24 protein-coding genes are annotated in these 21181 nt (G+C 55.2%); 11 read left to right on the plus strand and 13 right to left on the minus strand.

What is annotated here, in order from left to right:
* Positions 1 to 115: 115 nt before the first annotated feature.
* Entirely contained in the window at positions 116 to 802 is a 687-nt protein-coding gene (locus DL239_RS09795; RefSeq protein WP_167683831.1) for a hypothetical protein, read from the plus strand.
* Between the two features lie 37 nt (positions 803 to 839).
* Here the strand turns inward: DL239_RS09795 and DL239_RS09800 are convergent, their stop codons facing one another.
* Positions 840 to 1577: a heme-dependent oxidative N-demethylase family protein gene (locus DL239_RS09800; protein WP_167683832.1), complete on the minus strand. Its 738-nt coding sequence runs from the start codon at positions 1575 to 1577 to the stop codon at positions 840 to 842.
* Positions 1578 to 1685: 108 nt separating this feature from the next.
* Entirely contained in the window at positions 1686 to 2360 is a 675-nt protein-coding gene (locus tag DL239_RS09805) for an ureidoglycolate lyase (protein WP_167683833.1), read from the minus strand.
* A 136-nt stretch (positions 2361 to 2496) separates the two neighbouring features.
* Here DL239_RS09805 and DL239_RS09810 point away from each other — a divergent pair, with 136 nt between their 5' ends.
* From DL239_RS09810 to DL239_RS09820, 3 genes are all read left to right on the plus strand, one after another.
* Complete coding sequence (locus tag DL239_RS09810) at positions 2497 to 3357, plus strand: LysR substrate-binding domain-containing protein (RefSeq protein ID WP_167683834.1); 861 nt, start codon at positions 2497 to 2499, stop codon at positions 3355 to 3357.
* A 256-nt stretch (positions 3358 to 3613) separates the two neighbouring features.
* Positions 3614 to 4957, plus strand: a complete 1344-nt coding sequence (gene dddP / locus DL239_RS09815) for a dimethylsulfonioproprionate lyase DddP (RefSeq protein WP_167683835.1) — start codon at positions 3614 to 3616, stop codon at positions 4955 to 4957.
* 211 nt (positions 4958 to 5168) lie between these two features.
* Positions 5169 to 6398 carry a bifunctional alpha/beta hydrolase/OsmC family protein gene (locus DL239_RS09820; protein ID WP_167683836.1) on the plus strand — a complete coding sequence of 410 codons (1230 nt, stop codon included), beginning with the start codon at positions 5169 to 5171 and terminating at the stop codon, positions 6396 to 6398.
* Positions 6399 to 6929: 531 nt separating this feature from the next.
* Here DL239_RS09820 and DL239_RS09825 read toward each other — a convergent pair.
* Complete coding sequence (locus DL239_RS09825) at positions 6930 to 7496, minus strand: hypothetical protein (protein WP_167683837.1); 567 nt, start codon at positions 7494 to 7496, stop codon at positions 6930 to 6932.
* A gap of 232 nt (positions 7497 to 7728) precedes the next feature.
* Between DL239_RS09825 and DL239_RS09830 the strand changes: the two genes are divergently transcribed.
* From DL239_RS09830 to DL239_RS09855, 6 genes are all read left to right on the plus strand, one after another.
* Complete coding sequence (locus tag DL239_RS09830; RefSeq protein WP_167683838.1) at positions 7729 to 8277, plus strand: pyridoxamine 5'-phosphate oxidase family protein; 549 nt, start codon at positions 7729 to 7731, stop codon at positions 8275 to 8277.
* A gap of 128 nt (positions 8278 to 8405) precedes the next feature.
* The gene (gene purB / locus DL239_RS09835; protein WP_167683839.1) at positions 8406 to 9710 is read left to right on the plus strand and encodes an adenylosuccinate lyase; all 1305 of its coding nucleotides are present in this window, start codon (positions 8406 to 8408) and stop codon (positions 9708 to 9710) included.
* 156 nt (positions 9711 to 9866) lie between these two features.
* A complete protein-coding gene (locus DL239_RS09840) occupies positions 9867 to 10022 on the plus strand; it encodes a chitin-binding domain-containing protein (RefSeq protein ID WP_167683840.1) in 156 nt (51 codons plus the stop codon).
* Between the two features lie 107 nt (positions 10023 to 10129).
* On the plus strand, positions 10130 to 10660 hold the full coding sequence (locus tag DL239_RS09845; protein ID WP_167683841.1) for a tetratricopeptide repeat protein: 531 nt from the start codon (positions 10130 to 10132) through the stop codon (positions 10658 to 10660).
* A 78-nt stretch (positions 10661 to 10738) separates the two neighbouring features.
* Entirely contained in the window at positions 10739 to 11848 is a 1110-nt protein-coding gene (locus tag DL239_RS09850; protein WP_167683842.1) for a flagellar motor switch protein FliG, read from the plus strand.
* A gap of 113 nt (positions 11849 to 11961) precedes the next feature.
* A complete protein-coding gene (locus DL239_RS09855) occupies positions 11962 to 12846 on the plus strand; it encodes a lysophospholipid acyltransferase family protein (RefSeq protein ID WP_167683843.1) in 885 nt (294 codons plus the stop codon).
* A gap of 70 nt (positions 12847 to 12916) precedes the next feature.
* Here the strand turns inward: DL239_RS09855 and DL239_RS09860 are convergent, their stop codons facing one another.
* Entirely contained in the window at positions 12917 to 13618 is a 702-nt protein-coding gene (locus DL239_RS09860) for a DUF1223 domain-containing protein (RefSeq protein ID WP_167683844.1), read from the minus strand.
* Positions 13619 to 14027: 409 nt separating this feature from the next.
* Here DL239_RS09860 and DL239_RS09865 point away from each other — a divergent pair, with 409 nt between their 5' ends.
* Complete coding sequence (locus DL239_RS09865) at positions 14028 to 15527, plus strand: BCCT family transporter (protein ID WP_167683845.1); 1500 nt, start codon at positions 14028 to 14030, stop codon at positions 15525 to 15527.
* 151 nt (positions 15528 to 15678) lie between these two features.
* Here DL239_RS09865 and DL239_RS09870 read toward each other — a convergent pair whose 3' ends face one another.
* The 9 genes from DL239_RS09870 to secF all read right to left on the minus strand — a co-directional run bounded on the left by DL239_RS09870 (position 15679) and on the right by secF (position 21180).
* Positions 15679 to 16053 (minus strand): PilZ domain-containing protein, encoded by a 375-nt coding sequence (locus tag DL239_RS09870; protein WP_167683846.1) that lies wholly within the window; start codon positions 16051 to 16053, stop codon positions 15679 to 15681.
* A gap of 221 nt (positions 16054 to 16274) precedes the next feature.
* Positions 16275 to 16814 carry a DsbE family thiol:disulfide interchange protein gene (locus DL239_RS09875; RefSeq protein WP_167683847.1) on the minus strand — a complete coding sequence of 180 codons (540 nt, stop codon included), beginning with the start codon at positions 16812 to 16814 and terminating at the stop codon, positions 16275 to 16277.
* Positions 16807 to 16965 (minus strand): heme exporter protein CcmD, encoded by a 159-nt coding sequence (ccmD, locus tag DL239_RS09880; protein WP_206188417.1) that lies wholly within the window; start codon positions 16963 to 16965, stop codon positions 16807 to 16809. Before ccmD ends, DL239_RS09875 begins: the two co-directional genes overlap by 8 nt.
* Positions 16962 to 17714, minus strand: coding sequence for a heme ABC transporter permease CcmC (gene ccmC / locus DL239_RS09885; RefSeq protein WP_167683848.1), 753 nt, complete (start codon positions 17712 to 17714; stop codon positions 16962 to 16964). Before ccmC ends, ccmD begins: the two co-directional genes overlap by 4 nt.
* Positions 17715 to 17761: 47 nt before the next feature.
* On the minus strand, positions 17762 to 18418 hold the full coding sequence (ccmB, locus tag DL239_RS09890; RefSeq protein ID WP_167683849.1) for a heme exporter protein CcmB: 657 nt from the start codon (positions 18416 to 18418) through the stop codon (positions 17762 to 17764).
* Positions 18415 to 19029, minus strand: a complete 615-nt coding sequence (gene ccmA, locus DL239_RS09895) for a heme ABC exporter ATP-binding protein CcmA (protein WP_167683850.1) — start codon at positions 19027 to 19029, stop codon at positions 18415 to 18417. Before ccmA ends, ccmB begins: the two co-directional genes overlap by 4 nt.
* Before the next feature lie 68 nt (positions 19030 to 19097).
* On the minus strand, positions 19098 to 19454 hold the full coding sequence (locus DL239_RS09900; protein ID WP_167683851.1) for an Mth938-like domain-containing protein: 357 nt from the start codon (positions 19452 to 19454) through the stop codon (positions 19098 to 19100).
* A gap of 12 nt (positions 19455 to 19466) precedes the next feature.
* Positions 19467 to 20219 carry a sulfite exporter TauE/SafE family protein gene (locus tag DL239_RS09905; RefSeq protein WP_167683852.1) on the minus strand — a complete coding sequence of 251 codons (753 nt, stop codon included), beginning with the start codon at positions 20217 to 20219 and terminating at the stop codon, positions 19467 to 19469.
* Positions 20212 to 21180 (minus strand): protein translocase subunit SecF, encoded by a 969-nt coding sequence (secF, locus tag DL239_RS09910; RefSeq protein WP_167683853.1) that lies wholly within the window; start codon positions 21178 to 21180, stop codon positions 20212 to 20214. The genes DL239_RS09905 and secF overlap by 8 nt, the downstream gene beginning before the upstream one ends.
* Position 21181: the final 1 nt, after the last annotated feature.

A 21181-nucleotide genomic window follows, 5' to 3' on the forward strand; every position in this document is an offset into this window, starting at 1 on the left:
GGAGAGTTCGTCAATTAGAAACAGTTTCTTAGCAATTCCGCGGATCTCGCCTAACTTTGCACGTTTTCGGCTTCTATTGTTCCCTTAGAAGCAACCTGAGCGGAGGATCCTGACGGTGGCCCAGAAAACTCAATTTTACGGTGGGTTAGTCTATTACGGAATACCCAGCAGTGCACTTGCCAAGTGTAGCTGCATCATTGCCGATACGCTGGAAGAATACGGCCATTCGGTAGATCAGTTTAGTGCTCGTGCAAATGATGTTATTGCGCTTGCCTGTGACCAATATCGCTTGGTGCTTAGGATGGGCGACCAGCCAGAGGCATCAGACAACAACACAGCCAAACTGGGTCTTCAGCGTGTGGAAATTTCCATGCATCCGAATTTCCCCACTCATTGCGACACGGAACTCAGCGAGATGCTGATGGCTATTATCCTGTATCGATTGGTTCCTGTACTGGCTGCAGAACATATTGAATGGATGGCCCCTAGCGCAACGCTGACACGGGCGCAGTTTCTGAGCGTTTTTGCCAATGTAAAATCAATGCAGCCACTACCGCAGCCCTGCGCCCGTGATCGGTTTGCCCCGATCGACGAGACAGCAGCTGAGTTGGAGCTTCACTGCGCTCAATTGCAGGCCACGCCCCATCAATCCCCGGCTCCGATGACCAGACCACCAGCGTCGTATCAACGGTTTACAGCTTGGGCTGGTGGCCTGATGCGCAACAGCGAGCCTCGCCTTGTCAGCGTTGCATCCCCGTTGGCAATTTGCGCGGCGCTGGCCAAGAGTTCCGGCGCTCTTTGACAGAGGCCGGACCCAGCCTACGACGGTGCAGGGTGGCCTACCCCCACTGCGCCAGCACATCTCTTTTTGCCAGCACGTAGGTATGAATGCAAAAGACCACTGCCCGGGTCTCGGGCAGTCTAAGGATCATCTGCTTCTCGCTTCGCATGTATTCAGCGGCAGCATCGTGCACCTCGTTGCGCGCTTCGTAATGACTGCGCGGTTGATGCAGCGCCGGATCCTGATACCACAGCCCGTTGTACCGCCACAAAGGTCGGCCCGGCTGCACCCCATCGAATAATCGCTGAACACGCTTTGCAATGCCTGTGTCATAACTGGGAACCGGCGTATGGATGCCTGTTAGGGGCGCCATAAACTTCTCGGACAGTTTCCAGCTGGCCGGAAAGCACAGCACCGCGCCGGTCATGACATGCTCGTCCCCCCGTTTTTCCAGAATGCAAAAATCCTGTTGGGTAATGCGCCCCAGTGTTCCCAGCGGGTCCTCCCAATCAATCGTGACTGACTGGCCACCACCGGGCTGAACCTCTTGATCCTCAGGCGAATATCGCTGCGCCAAAACCATGCGTAGCAACTCTTGCGCCGCAGGCATCGCCTCTGGATCCAGCATCAACACATCATCGCGCCGGTCATCCAACAACTGCCGCCGCACCGCGATCTGTGCTGTGCTAGCCTCATCCGGACGCAGCCAGTCCTGCGGGGGCAGCGGTTGAATGCCCGGCAGTTTCTGTGCCTGCAGCGGGTTAAAGGGAATTTGTTTTTGTAAGATGACGTCCATCAAGCTGGCTTAGCATCTCCGCCAACCAATGCCAGCCCCGTTTGTTCCTTGCCACGTCAACCACAATTGCCCCTTCAGTCAGTTGAAGCCGACTTCAATAATACCGCCTTAGCCCTCTTGCATCTTTTTCAAATCCAACGGCACTGACAACAGCACGCCAAATTCCTTTGGAAAGTCTGCGCTAACCCGGGCGTGGACTGCCCCCTGCTTGTCAAAGAACCGCGCTTTCGGCACCAGCGGAACGATGGCTTCGTGCCAAATACCCGCATCGATGCAGATCCCAAAACTACCGTCACAATAGAACGCCACCCAGTCTTCTGGCTTCATATCATCGTCGGTTTTCGCCAGCGCTGCTATAAAGGGCTGATTGTCCATCGGGTAGAACAACTGACCGCCGTCCGGATGGTGGTTGGCGTGCCAAATCAACAATTTAGAGCGATCAGGCTCCTCAGCGTCCCAGCGCGCATCTTCCGGATTTACGCTCCAACCCAAGATGTATTTATCCTGAACCGCCAAATTTTGCCCCAGTAGAACCTCACCTTCCCACCAGAAGTCAAAATCCCCCTGAAGATACCCACCTTCGTCACCAGTTCCCGGATCAACAGGACGCCAGCCATTGTGTGGCCATTTTGTAATCGGCACCTGATGGGTCGTGTGGTCCGAGACAATCGTACCATACCCAGCAAAGCTCTCTGGTGTCGCCCGTACCAGGGGAACCTCAAAATGAGGCAGCCCAGCGGCCACATCGGGGTTCATGTAATCGAAACGTTCATCATCACTCATCGCGCACATCCTAGAGATTGAGATCAGCGGCACGTGTTCAGTTTATCAGATTCGGCCACTGCCAACACAATGCTGCTTGCGCGACACCTAAATCAAATTAATAAATGGCTATAATTATCGCATCCGGATTTATCAAATGGCCACTTTTGCACAGCTAAAAGCGTTTCACGCGCTGGCCCTAGAGCGCAACTTTCACCGCGCAGCCGAACGATTGGGACTGACCCAGCCAGCCGTGTCCATCCAAGTGAAAAAGTTGGAACAAGACAGTGGGCGCAGCCTGCTCTTGCGCAGTGGCCATAAAGTAACGTTGACAGACGAGGGGCGCAGTCTGTTCGAACTCACCACTCGTATATTTGAGGCCGAAGCCCAAGCGCGACAGATGCTGGACAGCCGGGACAAGGGTGTGCCCCGCACTATTCATCTGGGCGCAGACGGACCACATGTCGCACTTGATTTGATTGCCAAGATGCAAAAGCAGGAACCTAGCGTTCGCTTCCGGGTTTCTCTGGCCAACGCCGAAACCACTTGGCAAAACCTGTTGTCGATGCAGGTTGACGCCGCTGTTATAGCCAATTCAAAAGCCGATCAACGGGTGTTCTCTCAAACAATTGCGTCTCAAAGTCTGTTGGCTCTTGTCCCGGTCGACCACAGTCTGAGCGCAAAAAAAACATTGAATTTCAAAGATCTATCAAGCTGCAACCTGATCTTTCGAGAACTTGGATCAAACACCCAACGGATCGTCGATGATGCCTTTGCCGGCCTTGATCTGATCCCGAAAGTTGCAATGGTAATGGGCAGTCGCGAAGGAGTACGCGAGGCGGTGGCGCGCGGGCTTGGAATCGGTTTTGGCTTTAACCGCGAGCTTGGCTGCGATCCACGGTTTGTAGGCGTACCCATTCCGGATTTCGAACGCAGTAACAAGGATAAGTTGCTTTGCCTTAAGAAGCAGCGATCGACGCCTTTGGTGAAAGCACTGTTCGCCGCTGCCTGTACTTAATGCCAACACATAGAATAACCCAACACTCGGCAAGTGCTCAGGCGTTTCTGTGCCAGCAGCGGGTTAAAGGGAATTTGTTTTTGTAAGATCTCATCCATGCAGCTGGCTTAGCACCTGTAACACCGCAAGTCGGCCCTGACCTTGGGTTGCAAGCATCACGGTTTAAAAACGACCATCAATTTAGTCGCATTCAGTGCGGCGAATCTTTGCGTCCAGATCCAGATTAGACACACCTGTACAGCGAGGGAAGCCCACGATGAACGAGCACTACCGGGACAACCGCAAAATTGACCCCAGTCGCGGGGCTACTTTGGGTGATGGCAGCCCTAACGACAATAACCGGATCGAGATTGGTCCAACCCAGCTTGCACTGGCCGAATGGGAAACCGCCGGATTGCAACTGCCGAACCTGGCCCGAATGCGAAACTTTCGCTGGCAACGGCTGACACAGGCCATCGTCGAACGCGGATATGGTGGGTTGTTGATGTTCGACCCGCTGAACATCCGCTACGCCACCGACAGCACCAATATGCAGTTGTGGAACTCTCACAATCCCTTTCGCGCCGTACTGCTCTGTGCGGATGGATATATGGTGATCTGGGATTATAAAAACTCGCCTTTCCTGTCGACATTCAACCCTCTTGTTCGTGAACATCGCTCCGGCGCTGATCTGTTCTACTTTGACCGAGGCGACAAAGTGGACGTTGCAGCAGATGCCTTTGCCAACGACGTCCGCGTATTGATGCAAGAGCACTCTGGCAGCAACAAACTGCTGGCCGTTGACAAGATCATGCTGCACGGGCTGCGCAGTCTCGAGGCGCAAGGGTTTACCATCATGGAGGGAGAAGAGGTCACCGAAAAAACCCGTACCATCAAGGGCAAGGACGAGATCCTTGCGATGCGATGTGCCAATCATGCCTGCGAAACTGCTGTGGCTGAAATGGAACGATACGCGCGGGCTAATGTCGGCGACGGCAAAACCTCGGAGGATGATATTTGGGCGGTCCTACACGCAGAAAACATTCGTCGCGGCGGAGAGTGGATTGAAACCCGATTACTGTCGTCAGGCCAACGCACGAACCCCTGGTTTCAAGAATGCGGACCACGGATCACTCAGAACAACGAGATCATTTCATTTGATACAGACCTGATCGGCTCTTATGGCATCTGCATCGACATCTCGCGCAGCTGGTGGGTCGGCGACCAAAGGCCACGCGCTGATATGATCTATGCCATGCGCCACGCCCACGATCACATCATGACGAACATGGAAATGCTGAAACCCGGGGTGATGATCCCTGAACTGACGGCCGGATGCCATCGGCTGGACGACAAGTTTCAGGCCCAGAAATACGGTTGCCTGATGCACGGAGTCGGCCTGTGTGATGAATGGCCGCTGGTCGCTTATCCAGATCAGGCCGTAGCTGGCGCCTATGACTACCCGCTGGAACCCGGAATGGTGCTGTGCGTTGAGGCCTGTGTTGGCGAGGTCGGCGGTGACTTCTCAATCAAGCTAGAGGACCAGGTGCTGATCACTGAGGATGGATATGAAAATCTGACGACCTACCCCTTTGATCCCGCGCTCATGGGTAAGGTCTGATCGCAGCGTCGTGGTTTCTCTGGGAACGTGACCTGTGGTGACACATCTGCCCGTTGGGCAGTCCCAAGGCGTACCTCGACACTGCATGGCCTGAATTGCCTGACCTCTTAGCTGCTACAATATCACCTTCGCGTGACGCTCTTGTAGCATGCCTTGTCGACAGCCCTTTACGTGCTCACTCTAGGCAGACCCCAAAGCAAAGGCCGCGCCCATGCCCACTGAACACATCACCTTCCCCGGTCACGCCGGTACCGAATTGGCCGCAAGGCTGGACCTTCCAGATGGCCCCGTGCTGGCAACTGCCTTGTTTGCCCATTGTTTCACCTGTTCCAAAGATATCCCCGCCGCGCGACGCATCGCTGCACGCTTGGCCGCAATGGGGATCGCAGTTTTGAGGTTCGACTTTACCGGGCTTGGGCATTCAAAGGGTGAGTTTGCCAATACTTCATTTTCGTCAAACGTCGCCGACCTGATCGCTGCCGCCCAGTATCTGGCAGGGCGCGGCATGGCCCCCGATTTACTGATCGGCCACTCACTGGGTGGGGCGGCCGTTTTGCGCGCGCGGGCCGGCATTCCCTCGATCAAAGGGGTTGTCACCCTAGGTGCCCCATTTAAACCGGCCCATGTGGCGCATAACTTTGAAGGCGCCCTGGCTGAGATTAAAGAAAAGGGTGCCGCCGAAGTCTGTTTGGGTGGTCGACCCTTTACGATATCGCAGGCCTTTGTCGACGACATCCGCGCTGAAACACTGACAGGTGCTATTGCTGAGTTGAACGCGGCTCTGCTGGTACTGCATGCGCCCCACGACTCGATTGTCGGAATAGAAAACGCAGCGCAGATTTTCATGGCCGCAAAACACCCCAAAAGCTTTGTGACATTGGATGATGCCGATCACCTGATCACTCGGGCCAAAGATGCCGAATATGCCGCCGAGATGATCGCAGCATGGGCAGGTCGCTATATCAACCTCTCCCCACCTGCCCCACCGCCAGGTGCGCCCGAAGGTGTGCTCCGGGTGAGTGAAGTCAGCCCCGATGGATTCCTTCAGGATATTCAGTCCGGCCCGGACCATCACACCCGCGCAGACGAACCGCTGGCCTATGGAGGTACGAACCTAGGCATGTCGCCATATGGATTTCTGTCAGCAGGGCTAGGCGCCTGTACCTCGATGACCATTCGAATGTACGCCCGCCGTAAAGGATGGCCCTTACAGGGAGTCAGTGTCGAGATCAGCCATGACAAAGTGCACGCTCAGGACGCCACAACCGGCAACCCTTCGCGCATTGATCAGTTTACACGTGTTGTCCATTTGCAGGGCGACCTTAGCTCAGAACAGAGGGCCCGCCTGTTAGAGATTGCTGACAAATGCCCCGTGCACCGCACACTTGAACATGGCGCCAAAGTGGTCACCCGGCTGCAAAAACCTTCACTGCCGACCTAAGCACCTTCTTAGGCTGATCGTTTTACTGGCATCCCAATGAGCTCCCGCCCCCACGCGGTGCATCTGCTTGCGCAGATCCCCCTTGTGGCCTTGGGCGTAGCGCCGCGCATGCGCGGCGCTACGCCCAACGGAAGGTGTGCCTCCGACAGAAGCTCACCGACGGGCGGGAGCCTTTGTGTCTCTACCTACGTGCGGGCATCGGTCTTGCCACCGGTGGTCGATGAATCGGCGGTCGCGCCACAGGTGGTCGTGCAATGGGCGGACGCGTGACCGGCGGACGATGGATAGGAGGCTCTATCGGATGCTCTGGTCTTGGGGGGCGTTCAATCGGGTGTTCTGGTTTTGGCGGTCGTGGAGGCCGCGGCGGTCTTGGGTACCCGTTGTAATAGTCGTTCCACAACAGACTGTCGTAGTAAATCCCGCCGTGATAGGTCGCATTGGGGTCACACCCTGACAGGCCAGCAACAGCAGCCCCCAGCAGACCGGCCAGTAAAAACTTCCTTGATTTCAATAACATCTCATCAATTCCTTTTACTTAACCGCCCGGAACGACTCAAAAACTGAGTTCACATCAGACACCAGATCCGGGTTCACCCCGGCCTCCATCACCACAACCGAGATCGCCACGCGATCACGCGGCAAATCAACGACGACGGCCGTGAAATTGACCGACTTTCCATCCCGACTACCACTGCCAGTTAGGCGCGCTGCAGGTCGTCCCCCTACGTGGATTTGTTTGCGTTCCTGCACCTCTGCATTTTTAACCAGGAATGGACCAACCCCCCGCAAATACTCGAGCGACTGCTCGTAGGTGGACACCCCATGCGGCGAGATGAACCCCATCCAGATCCCTTTCTCCGACACCGGAGTAAGACCGATGACACGATTGACCAGACGCGCTTCATCTGACCCGGGCGGTGTAACAGAGCGTGCCCCCCCTGCCCGCGCGGTCCAGAAATCAGGGACCGACAGGTGGAACAATGCACGCCCTTCGTCTTTGTAAGTAACTGGCATATCCGCCAATGTCAGGCTTGGTGAAATGGTAGCCAGAGCAGCCAAGCAGCCTGCTGTAAATATTTTGCGGAGTAATCTCGGCATTCCCGCATCTCCTTAAAATCTAAAGCCACAGAGTAACACCGCTGCGGCAAATACAACTAACAAGAGTTAAGAGCAGTTCAGGCGTAAAGGAAAGAACCACTTCCCCAAACAGGCCTGAGAAACCCGCGTTGTCCGAAATTCATATGTCTCCCCCTAACTCGCTGACCATTCAAACTTCACCATTGTTAAAATGTTCCCCATATGTTCACATCGCATAAACAAGGAGGGAAACATGCCGACTGGAAAAAAACTAAATAGGTCACTGAAGGCATTCATAGAAAAACAGCCGTTATTCTTTGTTGCGACAGCTGATCAAACAGGACGGGTTAACCTGTCTCCCAAGGGGATGGATACCCTGCGGGTTGAAGGCGACAATCGAGTAACTTGGCTCAACCTCAGTGGCAGCGGCAATGAAACGGCTGCCCATGTGAGTGCAACGGGCCGGATGACTCTGATGTTCTGCGCCTTTGAGGGCGACGCGCTGATCCTGCGGCTATACGGGCAGGCCAAGGTTTTTCACCCCCGCGATCCCGAATGGGGTGACTTGGCTGCAGGATTTCCAGACATAGCTGGCAGTCGCCAAATATTTGAGCTGTCCATTGACCTTATTCAAACGTCCTGCGGCACCGGTGTGCCGTATATGGATTTCCAGAAATCCCGGGCAGAAGATGAACTTGTCCCGTTCTATGAGGAGATGGGGACTGAGGGCGTAAAGGCGTATTGGCGCCGGAAGAACATGACCACCGTTGACGGAGCACCAACAGGGATTTTTGACGACTAATTGTGCACAGTCTGCTAGACGGGGCGCTTTTTCAGACAATATGCCCCACCCTGCCCTGCCCACCTTGTTGTTTTGGCCCACCTGATCTAATAGGCGCGCATCCCGTCCTATTATAAAGGTCCTGGCCTATGATCCCTCGCTACTCCCGCCCCGACATGGTTGCCATCTGGTCTCCGGAAAGCAAATTCCGCATCTGGTACGAGATCGAGGCACATGCCTGCGAAGCCATGGCCAATATCGGTGTCATCCCACGCGAAAACGCTGACGCCGTTTGGAAAGCCAAGGACGTAGAATTCGACGTGGCTCGCATCGACGAGATCGAAGCCGTCACCAAGCACGACGTCATCGCCTTTCTGACCCATCTGGCTGAACATGTCGGTTCCGAGGAAGCACGCTTTGTCCATCAGGGCATGACCTCATCCGATGTTCTGGACACCTGCCTGAACGTGCAGCTGGTCCGCTCGGCTGACATCCTGATCAAGGACATGGACGGGTTGCTGGCAGCCCTGAAAAAGCGTGCCATCGAGCACAAAGACACCGTTCGTGTCGGGCGCAGCCACGGCATCCACGCCGAGCCCACCACCATGGGTCTGACCTTTGCCCGTTTCTATGCCGAAATGGATCGTAACCTGGCCCGTCTGAAGCTGGCCCGCGAAGAAATCGCCACCGGTGCAATTTCCGGTGCTGTCGGTACATTTGCCAACATCGACCCGGCCATCGAAGAGCACGTTTGCGAGCAGCTGGGTCTGAGCCCAGAGCCGATTTCCACGCAGGTGATTCCCCGTGACCGCCACGCAATGTTCTTTGCCACTTTGGGTGTGATTGCATCATCCATCGAAAACGTCGCGACCGAAATCCGCCACATGCAGCGGACCGAAGTGTTGGAAGGTGCTGAATTCTTCTCGATGGGCCAAAAAGGCTCGTCCGCGATGCCACACAAAAAGAACCCGGTTCTGACCGAAAACCTGACTGGCCTGGCCCGTCTTGTACGCTCCGCTGTAGTTCCGGCACTGGAAAACGTCGCCCTGTGGCACGAGCGTGACATCTCGCACTCGTCTGTTGAGCGCGCGATTGGCCCAGATGCCTGTGTGACACTGGACTTTGCTCTGGCCCGTCTGACCGGTGTGATCGACAAGATGCTAGTCTACCCGCAGAACATGCTGGACAACATGAACAAATTCCCCGGTCTGGTGATGTCACAACGCGTGCTTCTGGCCCTGACACAGGCCGGTGTGTCGCGCGAAGACGCCTATTCCATGGTCCAGCGCAACGCGCTGAAGGTCTGGGAAGAGCGACTCGACTTCCGCGACCTGCTGCTAGCAGACGCCGAGGTTGTTACTGCGTTGGGTGAAGACGGTGTCAACGAAAAGTTCGACATGGGATACCACACCAAACACGTCGACACGATTTTCGAGCGAGTGTTTGGCGAGTAAACCCTAAAAGGTTTTGTTGAAATTAGTACGCCCCGCCATTTGGTGGGGCGTACGTTTTTGTGGCACACAAAACCCTAGTGCAGAGCTGCGATCGTGTTTTGAAATTGTCTGAATTCTGAGCTATACTTGTGGCGTTACCAGTGTGGAGTTTCTGTCATGAGTGCAAAAATCACCGTCGCCGCAATTGTCGTATTCCTTTCCGCTACAGCGGCCATCGCTTGTTCCAAGCAGCATCAGCAAACACAGTCTTGCGGGGTTGGAACGGTCTGGGATGCCAAGACGCAGTCTTGTACCAAACAGATTTCTAGTTAAGCTCCATTCACCTAGACGTGACGGGCGGTTTAATCATTGTGACTCCGAAACCTAGGCGATTTTGGGTACTATATCTGTGCAGTGTTCTAATGGTCAGGAAGTCTTTGATGCGTTCAGTTCTAATTTTGCTCATGTGCCTGCCGGGCTATTCCTTTGCTGCCAGCGGTGGCGACAAGGCGGCGCCCAAGCCTACGCAAACGACCAAATCCTGCTGGGGAGTCAGGGTCTGGGATGAAAAGAAAAAACGCTGCGTGCGGCCAAAGGAATCGTCGCTGGATGCCGAGGGTCTATACGGCGCGGTGCGTGAATTGGCTTATGCCGGTCGATATCAGGACGCTCAGGGTGTCTTGCTTGCAATGCCAGATCAACAGGATGATCGGGTACTGACCTATTGGGGCTTTACCCACCGCAAACTAGGCAACATGACTTTGGCAAACGCGTTCTACAGTCAGGCCATCGCGCAAAATCCAAACAATATTTTGGCTCGCTCCTACATGGGGCAAGGTCTTGTTGAAGACGGCAAACCCGCACAGGCCCTAGCCCAATGGAAAGAAATCCGCGCACGTGGTGGTATTGGCACCTGGGCTGAAACGTCACTGCGTACAGCAATGGAAACAGGTGAAAGTTTCGCCTACTGACTTCAGCATTTCTTTACTGCTCATGTCGTAACTTGCTTCTGAACCGAAGAAGAATCTTTCAGGTAAAGGGGCGCAAGAATGCAGCACGACTTGGCTTTGGCGTTACCGCCGACATCTAACATGGACTCCATGGGCGGTTTTGACGCCATGTCTCCCGCAGCATCGATGAACACTCTGAATAGCAAAGCCAAGGCCGCTATTGTTGTGCGTCTTTTGTTGAACGAAGGGGCCGACCTTCCGATTGAAGAACTGTCTGACGAAATGCAGGCCTCTCTGACCCAGCAAATGGGCCGTATGGGACTTGTGGACCGTGACACGCTTCACTCTGTAGCCAATGAATTTGCTGAAATGCTGGAAAATGTCGGCTTGGCCTTTCCCAATGGGTTGGCCGGTGCATTGACCGCAATGGAAGGCAAAATTAGCCGCCAGACTGAACGCCGCCTGCGTAAAGAGGCCGGCGTGCGCCAATTTGGCAACCCGTGGGAGCGGCTACGCGCCCTGCCCGCCGAAGACCTTGCAGAACTGGCAGAGGCAGAAAGCACCGAAGTTGCAGCCGTCATGCTGTCAAAACTGGACACCGCCAAGGCTGCAGAAATGCTAAGCCACATGCCGGGCCCAGTGGCCCGCCGCATCACTTATGCAGTTCGTTACACAGGTTCCGTAACTCCGGAAACCGTTGACCGCATTGGCCTGTCCCTTGCTGCCCAGATTGAGGCCCGCCCAGAAATTGCATTTGACGAGAGCCCGGGTGAACGTATTGGTGCAATCCTGACGCAGTCGGTTGCTGCCAAGCGCGAAGAAGTGCTGACCGCGCTGGACGAGGAAGATCAAGAATTTGCCACTGACGTGCGCAAGTCGATCTTCACCTTTGCCATCATCCATCAGAGGGTGAACATGATCGACGTGCCACGCATCATCCGCGTAGTTCCGCAGCCCGATCTGGTAACAGCCTTTGCTTTTGCCTTTGCCAACGGTGGAGACGAAAAGGAAAGCGCCGAATTCATGCTCTCCAATATGTCGGGCCGTATGGCCAACAATATTCGCGACGAGATCGGGGAAAAGGGCAAGGTCAAAACATCTGTCGGCGAAGCCGCAATGGGTGCCGTCGTCAATGTGATGCGCGAACTGGTTCAAACCGGCGAAATGCAGCTGCGCATGCAGGAAGAGGATGACGAAGACGAGGGCTAATCCTTATTTCCTAAGCCCCTCATGACCTGCGCAGGTTGCTTGTGCCTGCCGGGCGGGGGGCTTATGGTCCGGCTGCAAGCATTGCCATTAATCCTACAGGTTTTCATCCAGCCATGCCCATTGATCCTTCTGGACTGTCGCGCATGTCCCGCGCCAAATACCTGACAAGCAACTTGTTTCTCCGCAGTGTCATACTCGGGCTTGGCTTGATCCCATACCGCTGGCGGGTTCCAGTTATGGGGCGTTTGGTTAGCACCCTTGCCCCTCTGGCCGGATTCGACAAACGCATCCGCAAGAATTTGGCAATGACGCGCCCGGATCTGACCGAGGAAGACGTCGCCAAGCTGTGCCGCCAGGTGAACAACAATGCCGGGCGCACACTCATCGAGCTGTATGCCGGCCAGCCTTTCGTTGAACGCGCCCTTGCAGCGCCCATTTCAGGCCCGGGACTAGCCGCGTTAGAGGCAGCGCGCGCCGAGGGTCGCCCCGTCATTCTTGTGACTGGCCACTTTGGAAACTACGATGCAGCGCGCTCAAACTTGATCGGGCGCGGTCATAAAATGGGCGCGTTGTATCGGCGCATGGCCAATCCCTATTTCAACGATCACTATGTGCGGTCTATCGAACAGATCGGAAAACCGATGTTTGAACAGGGGCGACGCGGCATGATGGAAATGGTGCGGCATCTGAAAGGTGGCGGCATCATCGCCATCGTCGCTGATCTGCATTCAAATGGCGGAGAAAAAATCGATTTCTTTGGCAAACCAGCTAAAACATCCATTGTCCCGGCCGAGCTGGCGCTGAAATACAACGCGGCCTTAATTCCGGTCTATGCCATCCGTCAGGATAACGGTCTGGACTTTGAAATCACCATGCACGAAGAAATTCCGCACAGCGACCCGGTGACCATGACAAGCGCTATCTGCGATGATTTAGAGGTATTGGTGCGCCAGCACATGGGGCAATGGTTCTGGATTCACCGTCGCTGGAAGATCTAAACCGGTCAACCAAGGAACAGGGCAGAGATTGAATGGGCCGCCCTTCATCTCCGTTTCTGCTAGCCTTCGTTCAATCAACCCGCGCAGCTGCAAGGATCGCCCCGAAATGATCCTGCTGGACAAGGACCGCGATCGGCTGCGTTCCCGAAACTGGCACATCAATAACCGTCTCGGCCTGCCCATCCCAGGGTCCCACCTGTTGCCAGTCTTCCACCACATGAGCGTAGTTAAATTGACGCCCAGCCAACTCACCTCTTGTGATGTTGACTGTTTTTACACGGGCAAACTGAACGACTTGCACCATTAGATCTTCTTGGGCCAGGTCCGCCAAGGGCAACAAAGTCAGAGACAGAACTGCCCCTTTACGAACAGCGTTGATCTGAACTTTCGGTTTCTCTCTCTGATGTTTGGCAATTGCATCTGACAGCTCCATCGCGTCAGCGCCCACCACATCGTCTTGCCCCATGATAACCATTTGTGGCGTGTAAATCATGCTTCGCCCGGCGGCATGCGCATAGCCCTTTTGCCGCACAGTATGGGCCGGATCGGCAAACTGGTCTTTCCAGCCGATGTAATCCCAATACTCTACGTGTAACGCTAGCGGCAACACGTCATCCCGATCCGCAAGACGATGCAACAACGCATCCGCCGGCGGGCAAGACGAACATCCCTGCGAAGTAAACAATTCAACCACAACCGGCCCGGACTGCGCAGTTGCCGTCACGGGCAACCCAATCCAAAGTGCCGTTAAAATGGTTTTCCAAGCGTTCATTACAGGTCTTTCTACATGCTCTGCGAAACTGGTTTATCTGCCAGACGAGGGCAAGGCCAATCAATCATTCTTGAGACTGATGTGAGCGGTTAGTTCACATTTAGTGCGCAACCTCATACATAACTGCATCCCTAGCATTCCAACTATTGAATGCATGGCCAACATGTCACAATTGCCACCAGCGAATTCTCTGCTCATCACGTTGCTGGGCGGCCTAGCCGGACGACGTCTACTAACGGAATTCGCTTGAACATGCCCCCGTCGGGGTGCATGTTTTTATGTGAGTAAATGACTTTAACACCATTGTTCTACCCAATTTTACAAGCGACATTTCTAAAGCGCGATTACTTCTCACACCTGACCGATATTAATCCAAGGGCATTCACGCCCGGACCTACCGGAGATGTCAATGCCCCGTCCCAGCGCCCTACTGATCTGCTCACTTACGGTGCTTTCATTCGTGGGTCTCTGGGGGATCTACGACATTCAGGGCTTGGTCTCTTGGGCCAGCTTGTTTGTGCATCAGACATTTCACAGCCGCGGTTGGTTTGTGATGCTAGCTGCCAGCGGCATGTTGATTACCTGCCTGGTTCTGGCTTTTTCCCACTATGGTGAAATCCGTCTTGGCCGAGACGACGACAGGCCTGAATTCTCCACCACGGCTTGGATCTCGATGTTATTCTCCGCAGGCATGGGGGTTGGCCTGCTGTTTTGGGCCGTTGCCGAGCCACTGACACACTATGGGTTCATTGCCCAGAAAAGCCCAACCCACGTCGCCGCGCAGCAGGCCATGCTGGCGACAAACTTTCACTGGGGGTTACATGCTTGGGCGATCTACGGCTCCACGGCGTTGACTGTTGCATACTTCAGTTTCCGAAGAGGCACCGGCATGCTGGTCAGCGCCCCACTGACGTCACTATTTCCGGGTGAACCCTGGGCACGGCGGACCGGCTGGGTGGCCGATCTCATGGCAATCATCGCCATTTCAATTGGCGTTGGCGGCTCAATGGCCATGGGCGTTTTTCAGGTGGCCGATGGGGTTTCAATTCTAACCGGCATTGAGGGCAGCTCATTGTTGGCCTGGGGCGTTCTCGCAGCGATGGTAGCGATCTACACGCCAGCTCTGATGATTGACCTTGGTTCCGGCATGGCCCACCTGTCAAAAGCGGCTATGCTGATTGCACTTTTGCTGCTTGGCTACATAATCATCGCCGGCCCAACTGAATACCTGTTGAACACGGTAGTACAGAGCCTTGGCGATTATGCTGCCCATGTCATCCCGCGTGGGTTCCAGACCTTCACCTTCTATGGCGATGAGGTGCACCAGTGGTTTGGCAACTGGACTCTTACCTATATGGTTTGGTGGATCGCTTGGGGGCCATTTGTCGGCGTTTTCATCGCTCGGATATCCAAGGGACGGACCATTCGCGAGTTTGTAATTGGCGTGTTGTTCATACCAACACTGTTCTCAATTTTCTGGTTTGGCGCCTTTGGCGGCATTGGCCTGTATGAGACGCTAAATGGCGAAGGTGAATTACTGGCGATGACAGATACCAACGTCGAACGTTTGACTTATGGGGTACTCGAACGGTTGCCGTTTCCATGGTGGACCCGCACAGCAACAGTTCTGGCGGCTTTCCTGTTCATCGTCACCAGTGTGGTTAGCGCGTCTTTTGTGCTTGGGTCTTTTTCCACAGGCGGCAACCCAACCCCGCCTCCTCAGGTCAGGTTGCTTTGGGGTGGATTATTGGCACTCCTCAGCCTCGCCATGATCCTGTCCGGTTCCGTAGACTCGGTAAAGATCCTGATTTCTCTCGGAGCCCTGCCCTTTGTTTTCATATCAGTGCTATTGGTGGTTTGCCTGATCCGAGCGCTACGACAGGAAGGACGGCCCAATGCTGACGGGTGATCTTCTCGATACAATTATGAACCTGACCACTTTCGCCTTTATCGGCGCAATGATCTGGATTCTCGTCCGGTAACACGCACGGGGATGGCGCAAGTTTGGCGGTCAAAGTAGCCCAGAGCGGTATTCGCTTCGCTGAAGTATTTGTGCCAGCCTAGCTGCGAACTGTAGAAGAAATCGTAGCCGGTGAAACGGTTGCGGCACTCAAACCGTTTATGACTTTCTCCAATACATCGGAGTGCAGCAAAGTGGTGAAGTCAACTGCCAGCTGACCGTTCTTATGACGGATGACACGGCAGTTAGCGCTTTCACCTATAAAATTGATCTGCACCCGATCACCGCGTTCAAACCCTTCGTCGATGTTCAACTTGGCGCCTGAACGGCTAATGTTGGAGATCATTGCCGGATGAACCACATCCTGTGAAATCACCGTACAGGGAACCAAACACGAATAGCGCTTAGTACGGCGCTTACCAATCTGGCTGAACCAGCCAAACACGCCCACCGCGATTCCACCCAACAGACACATCTGTTGCTAACAGTCGAGCGGCACTAATCTGCGCAAACGTCTTTGTCATTGAAACACCTTAGCGGGCCAACAACTACTTAGCGTGCACCAAGCTTGAGAAATATCGACTGATGTTCAACGATAATTTTGCGGTTTCACGGTTTGCAAAGAACTCGAAATAGAAGCTAAGAAAATCATTGCGCATCTCAACTGACAACCGCTTCAAAATTCAAACAGGCATTCTAGTTCTTTGCGGCCCGCTCCAACGCCGGACGCAGGGTCTTCTCGATCACCCGTTCGGTCAGCGGGCCGGCATGGCGCATGATGATCTTGCCGTCCCCATCAATCACATAGGTCTCTGGCACGCCGTAGACACCCCAATCCAACGCCATACGTCCTTTTTCATCGCGCCCAAGAGCTGTGTATGGATCGCCCAGCTCGTCCAGGAACGACGCCGCGTTGGCCTGCTGGTCTTTGTAGTTGATGCCATAAATGGGCAGGCCTTCGTCCTGCAACGCCTGCAGGTTAGGGTGTTCAATACGGCAAGGTGCGCACCAGCTGGCCCAATAGTTCACGACCTTGACGGTTCCATCCCGCAGCGTCGCATCATCGAAGCCCACCTTGCCGGGGAACTCTGTCAAAACCACCGGCGGCGAAGGCTGCCCCTCGCGGGCAGACGGCAGACTGTTGGGATCTTCACGCATCATCCCCACCAGTGCCAGGCCAATAAACCCGGCAAACACAACCACTGGCAGGGCCATCATCGGAGATACTTTAGCCATTGCCATTCATCCGTTCTTCCATCTTTTTCATTTCCGCACGTACGCGGCGGCCACGCACCACACTGACCACAACCAGCAGCACCAGCAGGACAATTGACGCTCCATAAGCTGACAGTACTGTTTCCGCGTGTTTTCCAAGATCCGGTATCATGCCATTACCCTTTCACGTGCCAGCAGCGCTTTGATCCGGCGCGAGCGGATTTCGGTACCTGTGCGGTAGAAAAGCAAAGCAAGAAACAACAGCACAAACCCAACGATGCAAAGCATCAGCGGGTAAAAGTAGATATTGTTGACCTTCTCTTCTGTGTCAGTCCCGGTCACCGCCGCAGTGCGCATGATAGATGCCCCCTGATGCAGCCCCTGGTTCCAGAAGTTCACCGCATACCGGCTTAGCAACGCAAAGACGCTGCCCACGAGACACAGAAACGAGGTTAGGTCAGCCGCAGTGTCAGCGTCTTCGATTGCCTCCCACAGGGCCATGTAGCCAAGGTAGAACAGGAACAAGATCAGAAACGAGGTTAGCCGTGGATCCCAAACCCACCATGTGCCCCAGGTTGGCTGCCCCCAGATGGCCCCGGTCACCAATGCGATCAGTGTCATCACCATACCAACAGGCGCAGCAGCACGGGCGGCTAGCGCACTGACGTGGTGACGCCGGATCAACCACACAAGCGAGGTCGCCAGCATCATCACCCATATGTTGATCGCCAACATGGCCGACGGCACATGCAGGTAGATGATTTTGACTGTGGCGCCCTGACGGACTTCGTCACCAGTAAAGAAGAAACCCCAGATCAATCCGACCACGATGCAAATCGCCGAAGCAACCCACAGGGCTGGAATCACCCGCTCAGTAGTGGTGATGAATTTCTTTGGATTGGCGTATTCCCAGATCGACATAGTGGGTACCTAGCTATTCCCTAGTGGGTTCTCAAATCACGAATGCCTCAGCGCAGGTTAATGCGCAAGACGGCGGCACTGGCAAAAGGCAGCAACGCGATGGACGCGGCTGATATTCCTGCCAGCATTAACAACGGGGTCTGAACCTCCATGCTGATGGCGCCCCGTCGGGCAACCTCGGCACCAAAGATCAGCGTGGGCATATACAGCGGCATCACGAGCAGAGACATCAACAGCCCTCCGCGTTTCAGGCCAACAGTCAGGGCCGCGCCAAAGGTTCCGATAACGGACAAGGCGGGTGTGCCCAACAACAGCGAGACCAAGACCCACTTGAACCCCGGAACTGGCAGGTTCAACAAGACGCCTAACACCGGCGCAGCCAGCACCAGCGGCAAGCCAGTGGTGATCCAGTGCGCCAGCGCCTTGATCGAAACGGTAGCCTCTAACGGCAGCGGGGCGGTTGCCAGCAGATCCAGCGACCCGTCCTCCCAGTCCAGCGCCAGCAAACGATCCAGTGACAGCAGGCAGGCCAACAAGGCACCCAGCCACAAAACACCCGGCGCGATAGACCCCAGCAAAGCCGCCTGTGGCCCCACCGACAGGGGCACCATCACCGTAACGATCAGAAAGAACGCCAACCCCAGCCCAAAGCCACCACCGGCGCGCATGGCCAGCCGCAAGTCCCGCATCAGCAATGCAATCACAGGAAACCTCCGTCGAAGTCGTCGATCGCCGGCAGTTTCGCCTTATAGGGACCGACTTCCAGCACTTCGCTGTCCAGTCCCAGATCAATGTGGGTGGCAATCAGGGCCGAGCCTCCCTGCCCCAGATGTGCGCGCACCGCGTCGGCAAACATCGCCACAGATTTCACATCCAAACTGACAGTTGGTTCATCCAGCACCCAGATCGGGCGTCCGGTGACCAGCATCCGCGACAGCCCCAACCGCCGCTTTTGCCCGGCCGACAGCTCTCCAGCGGGGCGGTCACGCAAGATCTCCAGATCAAAGGCGGCAATCGCTGCATCAATCCCCTCGGCACCAAACACTTTGGCCCAGAACGTCAGGTTTTCGGCTACGGTCAAGGTCGGCTTGATACCATCCGAATGCCCGGCATAGGCAATGGTTTCATCGCCGCCTTCAACCACGCCTGAAACAGGTGGTTGCAACCCGGCAATGGTACGCAACAGGGTGGTTTTACCGATCCCATTGGGACCACGCAAAATCAACGCCTGCCCAGGCTCAAGCGAAAAGCTCAATCCCTCCAGCACCGCAACGCCACCACGGGCGATACACAGATCCGAAATCGTCAGACTCATCTAAACCGCTATTCCCTTTTGCCTGTAGCGACATAAAGCGCAAAGTATTGCCGGGTCTTTGCGGCAGATCAAGTTACAGGCAAGGCGGCCATAGCAATGCGACGCCCCTCGGATAGCAGGATATTATAGGTCCGGCAGGCAGCAGGTGAATTCATCACTTCATAGCCAATTTCGGCCTCTTCCAGGGCCTCTTTCAGCTCGGAAGGTACATAGGCAATCTCAGCCCCGGTGCCGATGAACAGCACATCGATGTCTTCCGCCAATGCAAGTAGCGGCGCAGTATCCGCATACCCATCCCATACGCTCGTGCCCTTGGGGCCGGTCAAAACTGCCCCGTGGTACAGCTCACCGCCAACGCGGAAAAAGCCGGGGCCATAGCTATCGACAGGAGTGCCGTCCGTAAAGGTAACTTCGTTTAGGCGCATCACAGGCTCCTGTTAGTCAAAAAGTGGCAGCCCCGAGACCACCGCAAGCGCAATAACCGAATAGGCCGACACGCGATAGAAACGCTCTAGCTTGGGATCAAACAGAGACTGGCCAATCAGGGTGGTCACCAGATACGGCAGCGACAACAACAGCGCAATAGCGAGCGGCACAAGGGTTACCTGACCACTGACAAACAATCCTGTCGTGATGATGATGTCAGTTGCTGCCAGGAACAGAATGGTATTGGCGCGAACCGCCTGTGCACTTCGGGCATTGGCCAGATAAAAGATGATGACTACCGGACCCGTCAGGCCGGTCAGCCCCCCGATGGTTCCGCCTGCGCCACCAATGGCGAAACGCCCCGGCCAGCCCAGGCGTCCATGCCAGCGCCAGCCTGTTACCACCGCCAGCAAAGTCAGCGAGACAACAACAGTTACGATCCAGCGAATGGTCATAGCGTCTAGCTGGCTCAGCAGCCACAGCCCAAGGGGCACCGTCACCATCGCCGACAGCGATAGGGCTGCCACTTCGCCCCTATCCGCTATTTTCCAGGCACCGGGGACCAAGGCAATGGTGCTGAAAATACCTGTTGTGGCGATGACCAAAATAACCTCGGCTGGGGGCAGAAACATCCCCGCCACGGGCACAAAGATCATCGCGGTGCCAAAACCAGTGAAGCCGCGGACAATGCCCGCGGCTGCAATTGTTAAAACCATCCATATCAGCCCCGGAGTTTCCAGGGCTGCATACAGAACATCAAGCATCGATATTGGCGAACTGGTTGCCTGTGGTGTTGGTTGGCTTGGACCAGTCGCGCTTTACGCCCAGGTACAGCAGAATGGTCGATGCAACAAAGACCGACGAGTAAGTCCCGACAATCACACCCCAGATCATGGCAAAAACAAAGCCACGGATCACATCGCCGCCCAGAACATAGAGCGAGATCAGCGCCAGCAAGGTGGTAACAGAGGTCATCACGGTACGTGACAGGGTTTCGTTGATCGACAGGTTCAGAACCTCGGCCAGTGTCTTTTTCTTGTACTTGCGCAGGTTCTCGCGAACCCGGTCAAACACAACCACAGTATCGTTCAACGAGTAGCCAACGATGGTCAGCAGCGCCGCGATAATCGCCAGATCAAACTTGATCTGCAGTTCCGAAAACACACCAATGGTCAGCACCACGTCGTGTACCAGTGCGGCAACGGCGCCTAGCGCAAACTGCCATTCAAACCGCAGCCAGATGTAGATCAGAACAGCCGCAATCGCCAGAACCACCGCTAGAACAGCCGTTTGTACCAACTCACCCGAAACCTTGGGGCCTACGGATTCGACGGACACAAATTTGATGCCCGGCGCAACCGTATCGAGTGTTGTCTTAATGGTTTCGATCACTTCACCAGAAATGGCCTCACCATCAGCCTGCGCCTGAATACGGATCATCGCAACGTGCTGATCTTCTTCAAAGGTTGGGTCAAACACCTCGGTGATCGAGACATCGCCCAGCTCAAGCGTGTCGATGGCGCCGCGATAGGCACCGACATCCACGGCTTGGGTGCTTTCGGTCCGGATAGTTGTACCACCCCGGAAGTCGATACCAAAGTTCAGCCCCTGATACAGGAAGGAGGCAAGGCCAACCACCATCATCAAGGCTGAAATCCCCAGCCACAGCTTCCACTTGCCAAAGAAATCAAACGAGGTTTCTGCGGGAACTAACTTAAGTCTCATC

This window comes from Parasedimentitalea denitrificans, assembly GCF_011813015.1.
Lineage (GTDB): Bacteria > Pseudomonadota > Alphaproteobacteria > Rhodobacterales > Rhodobacteraceae > Parasedimentitalea > Parasedimentitalea denitrificans.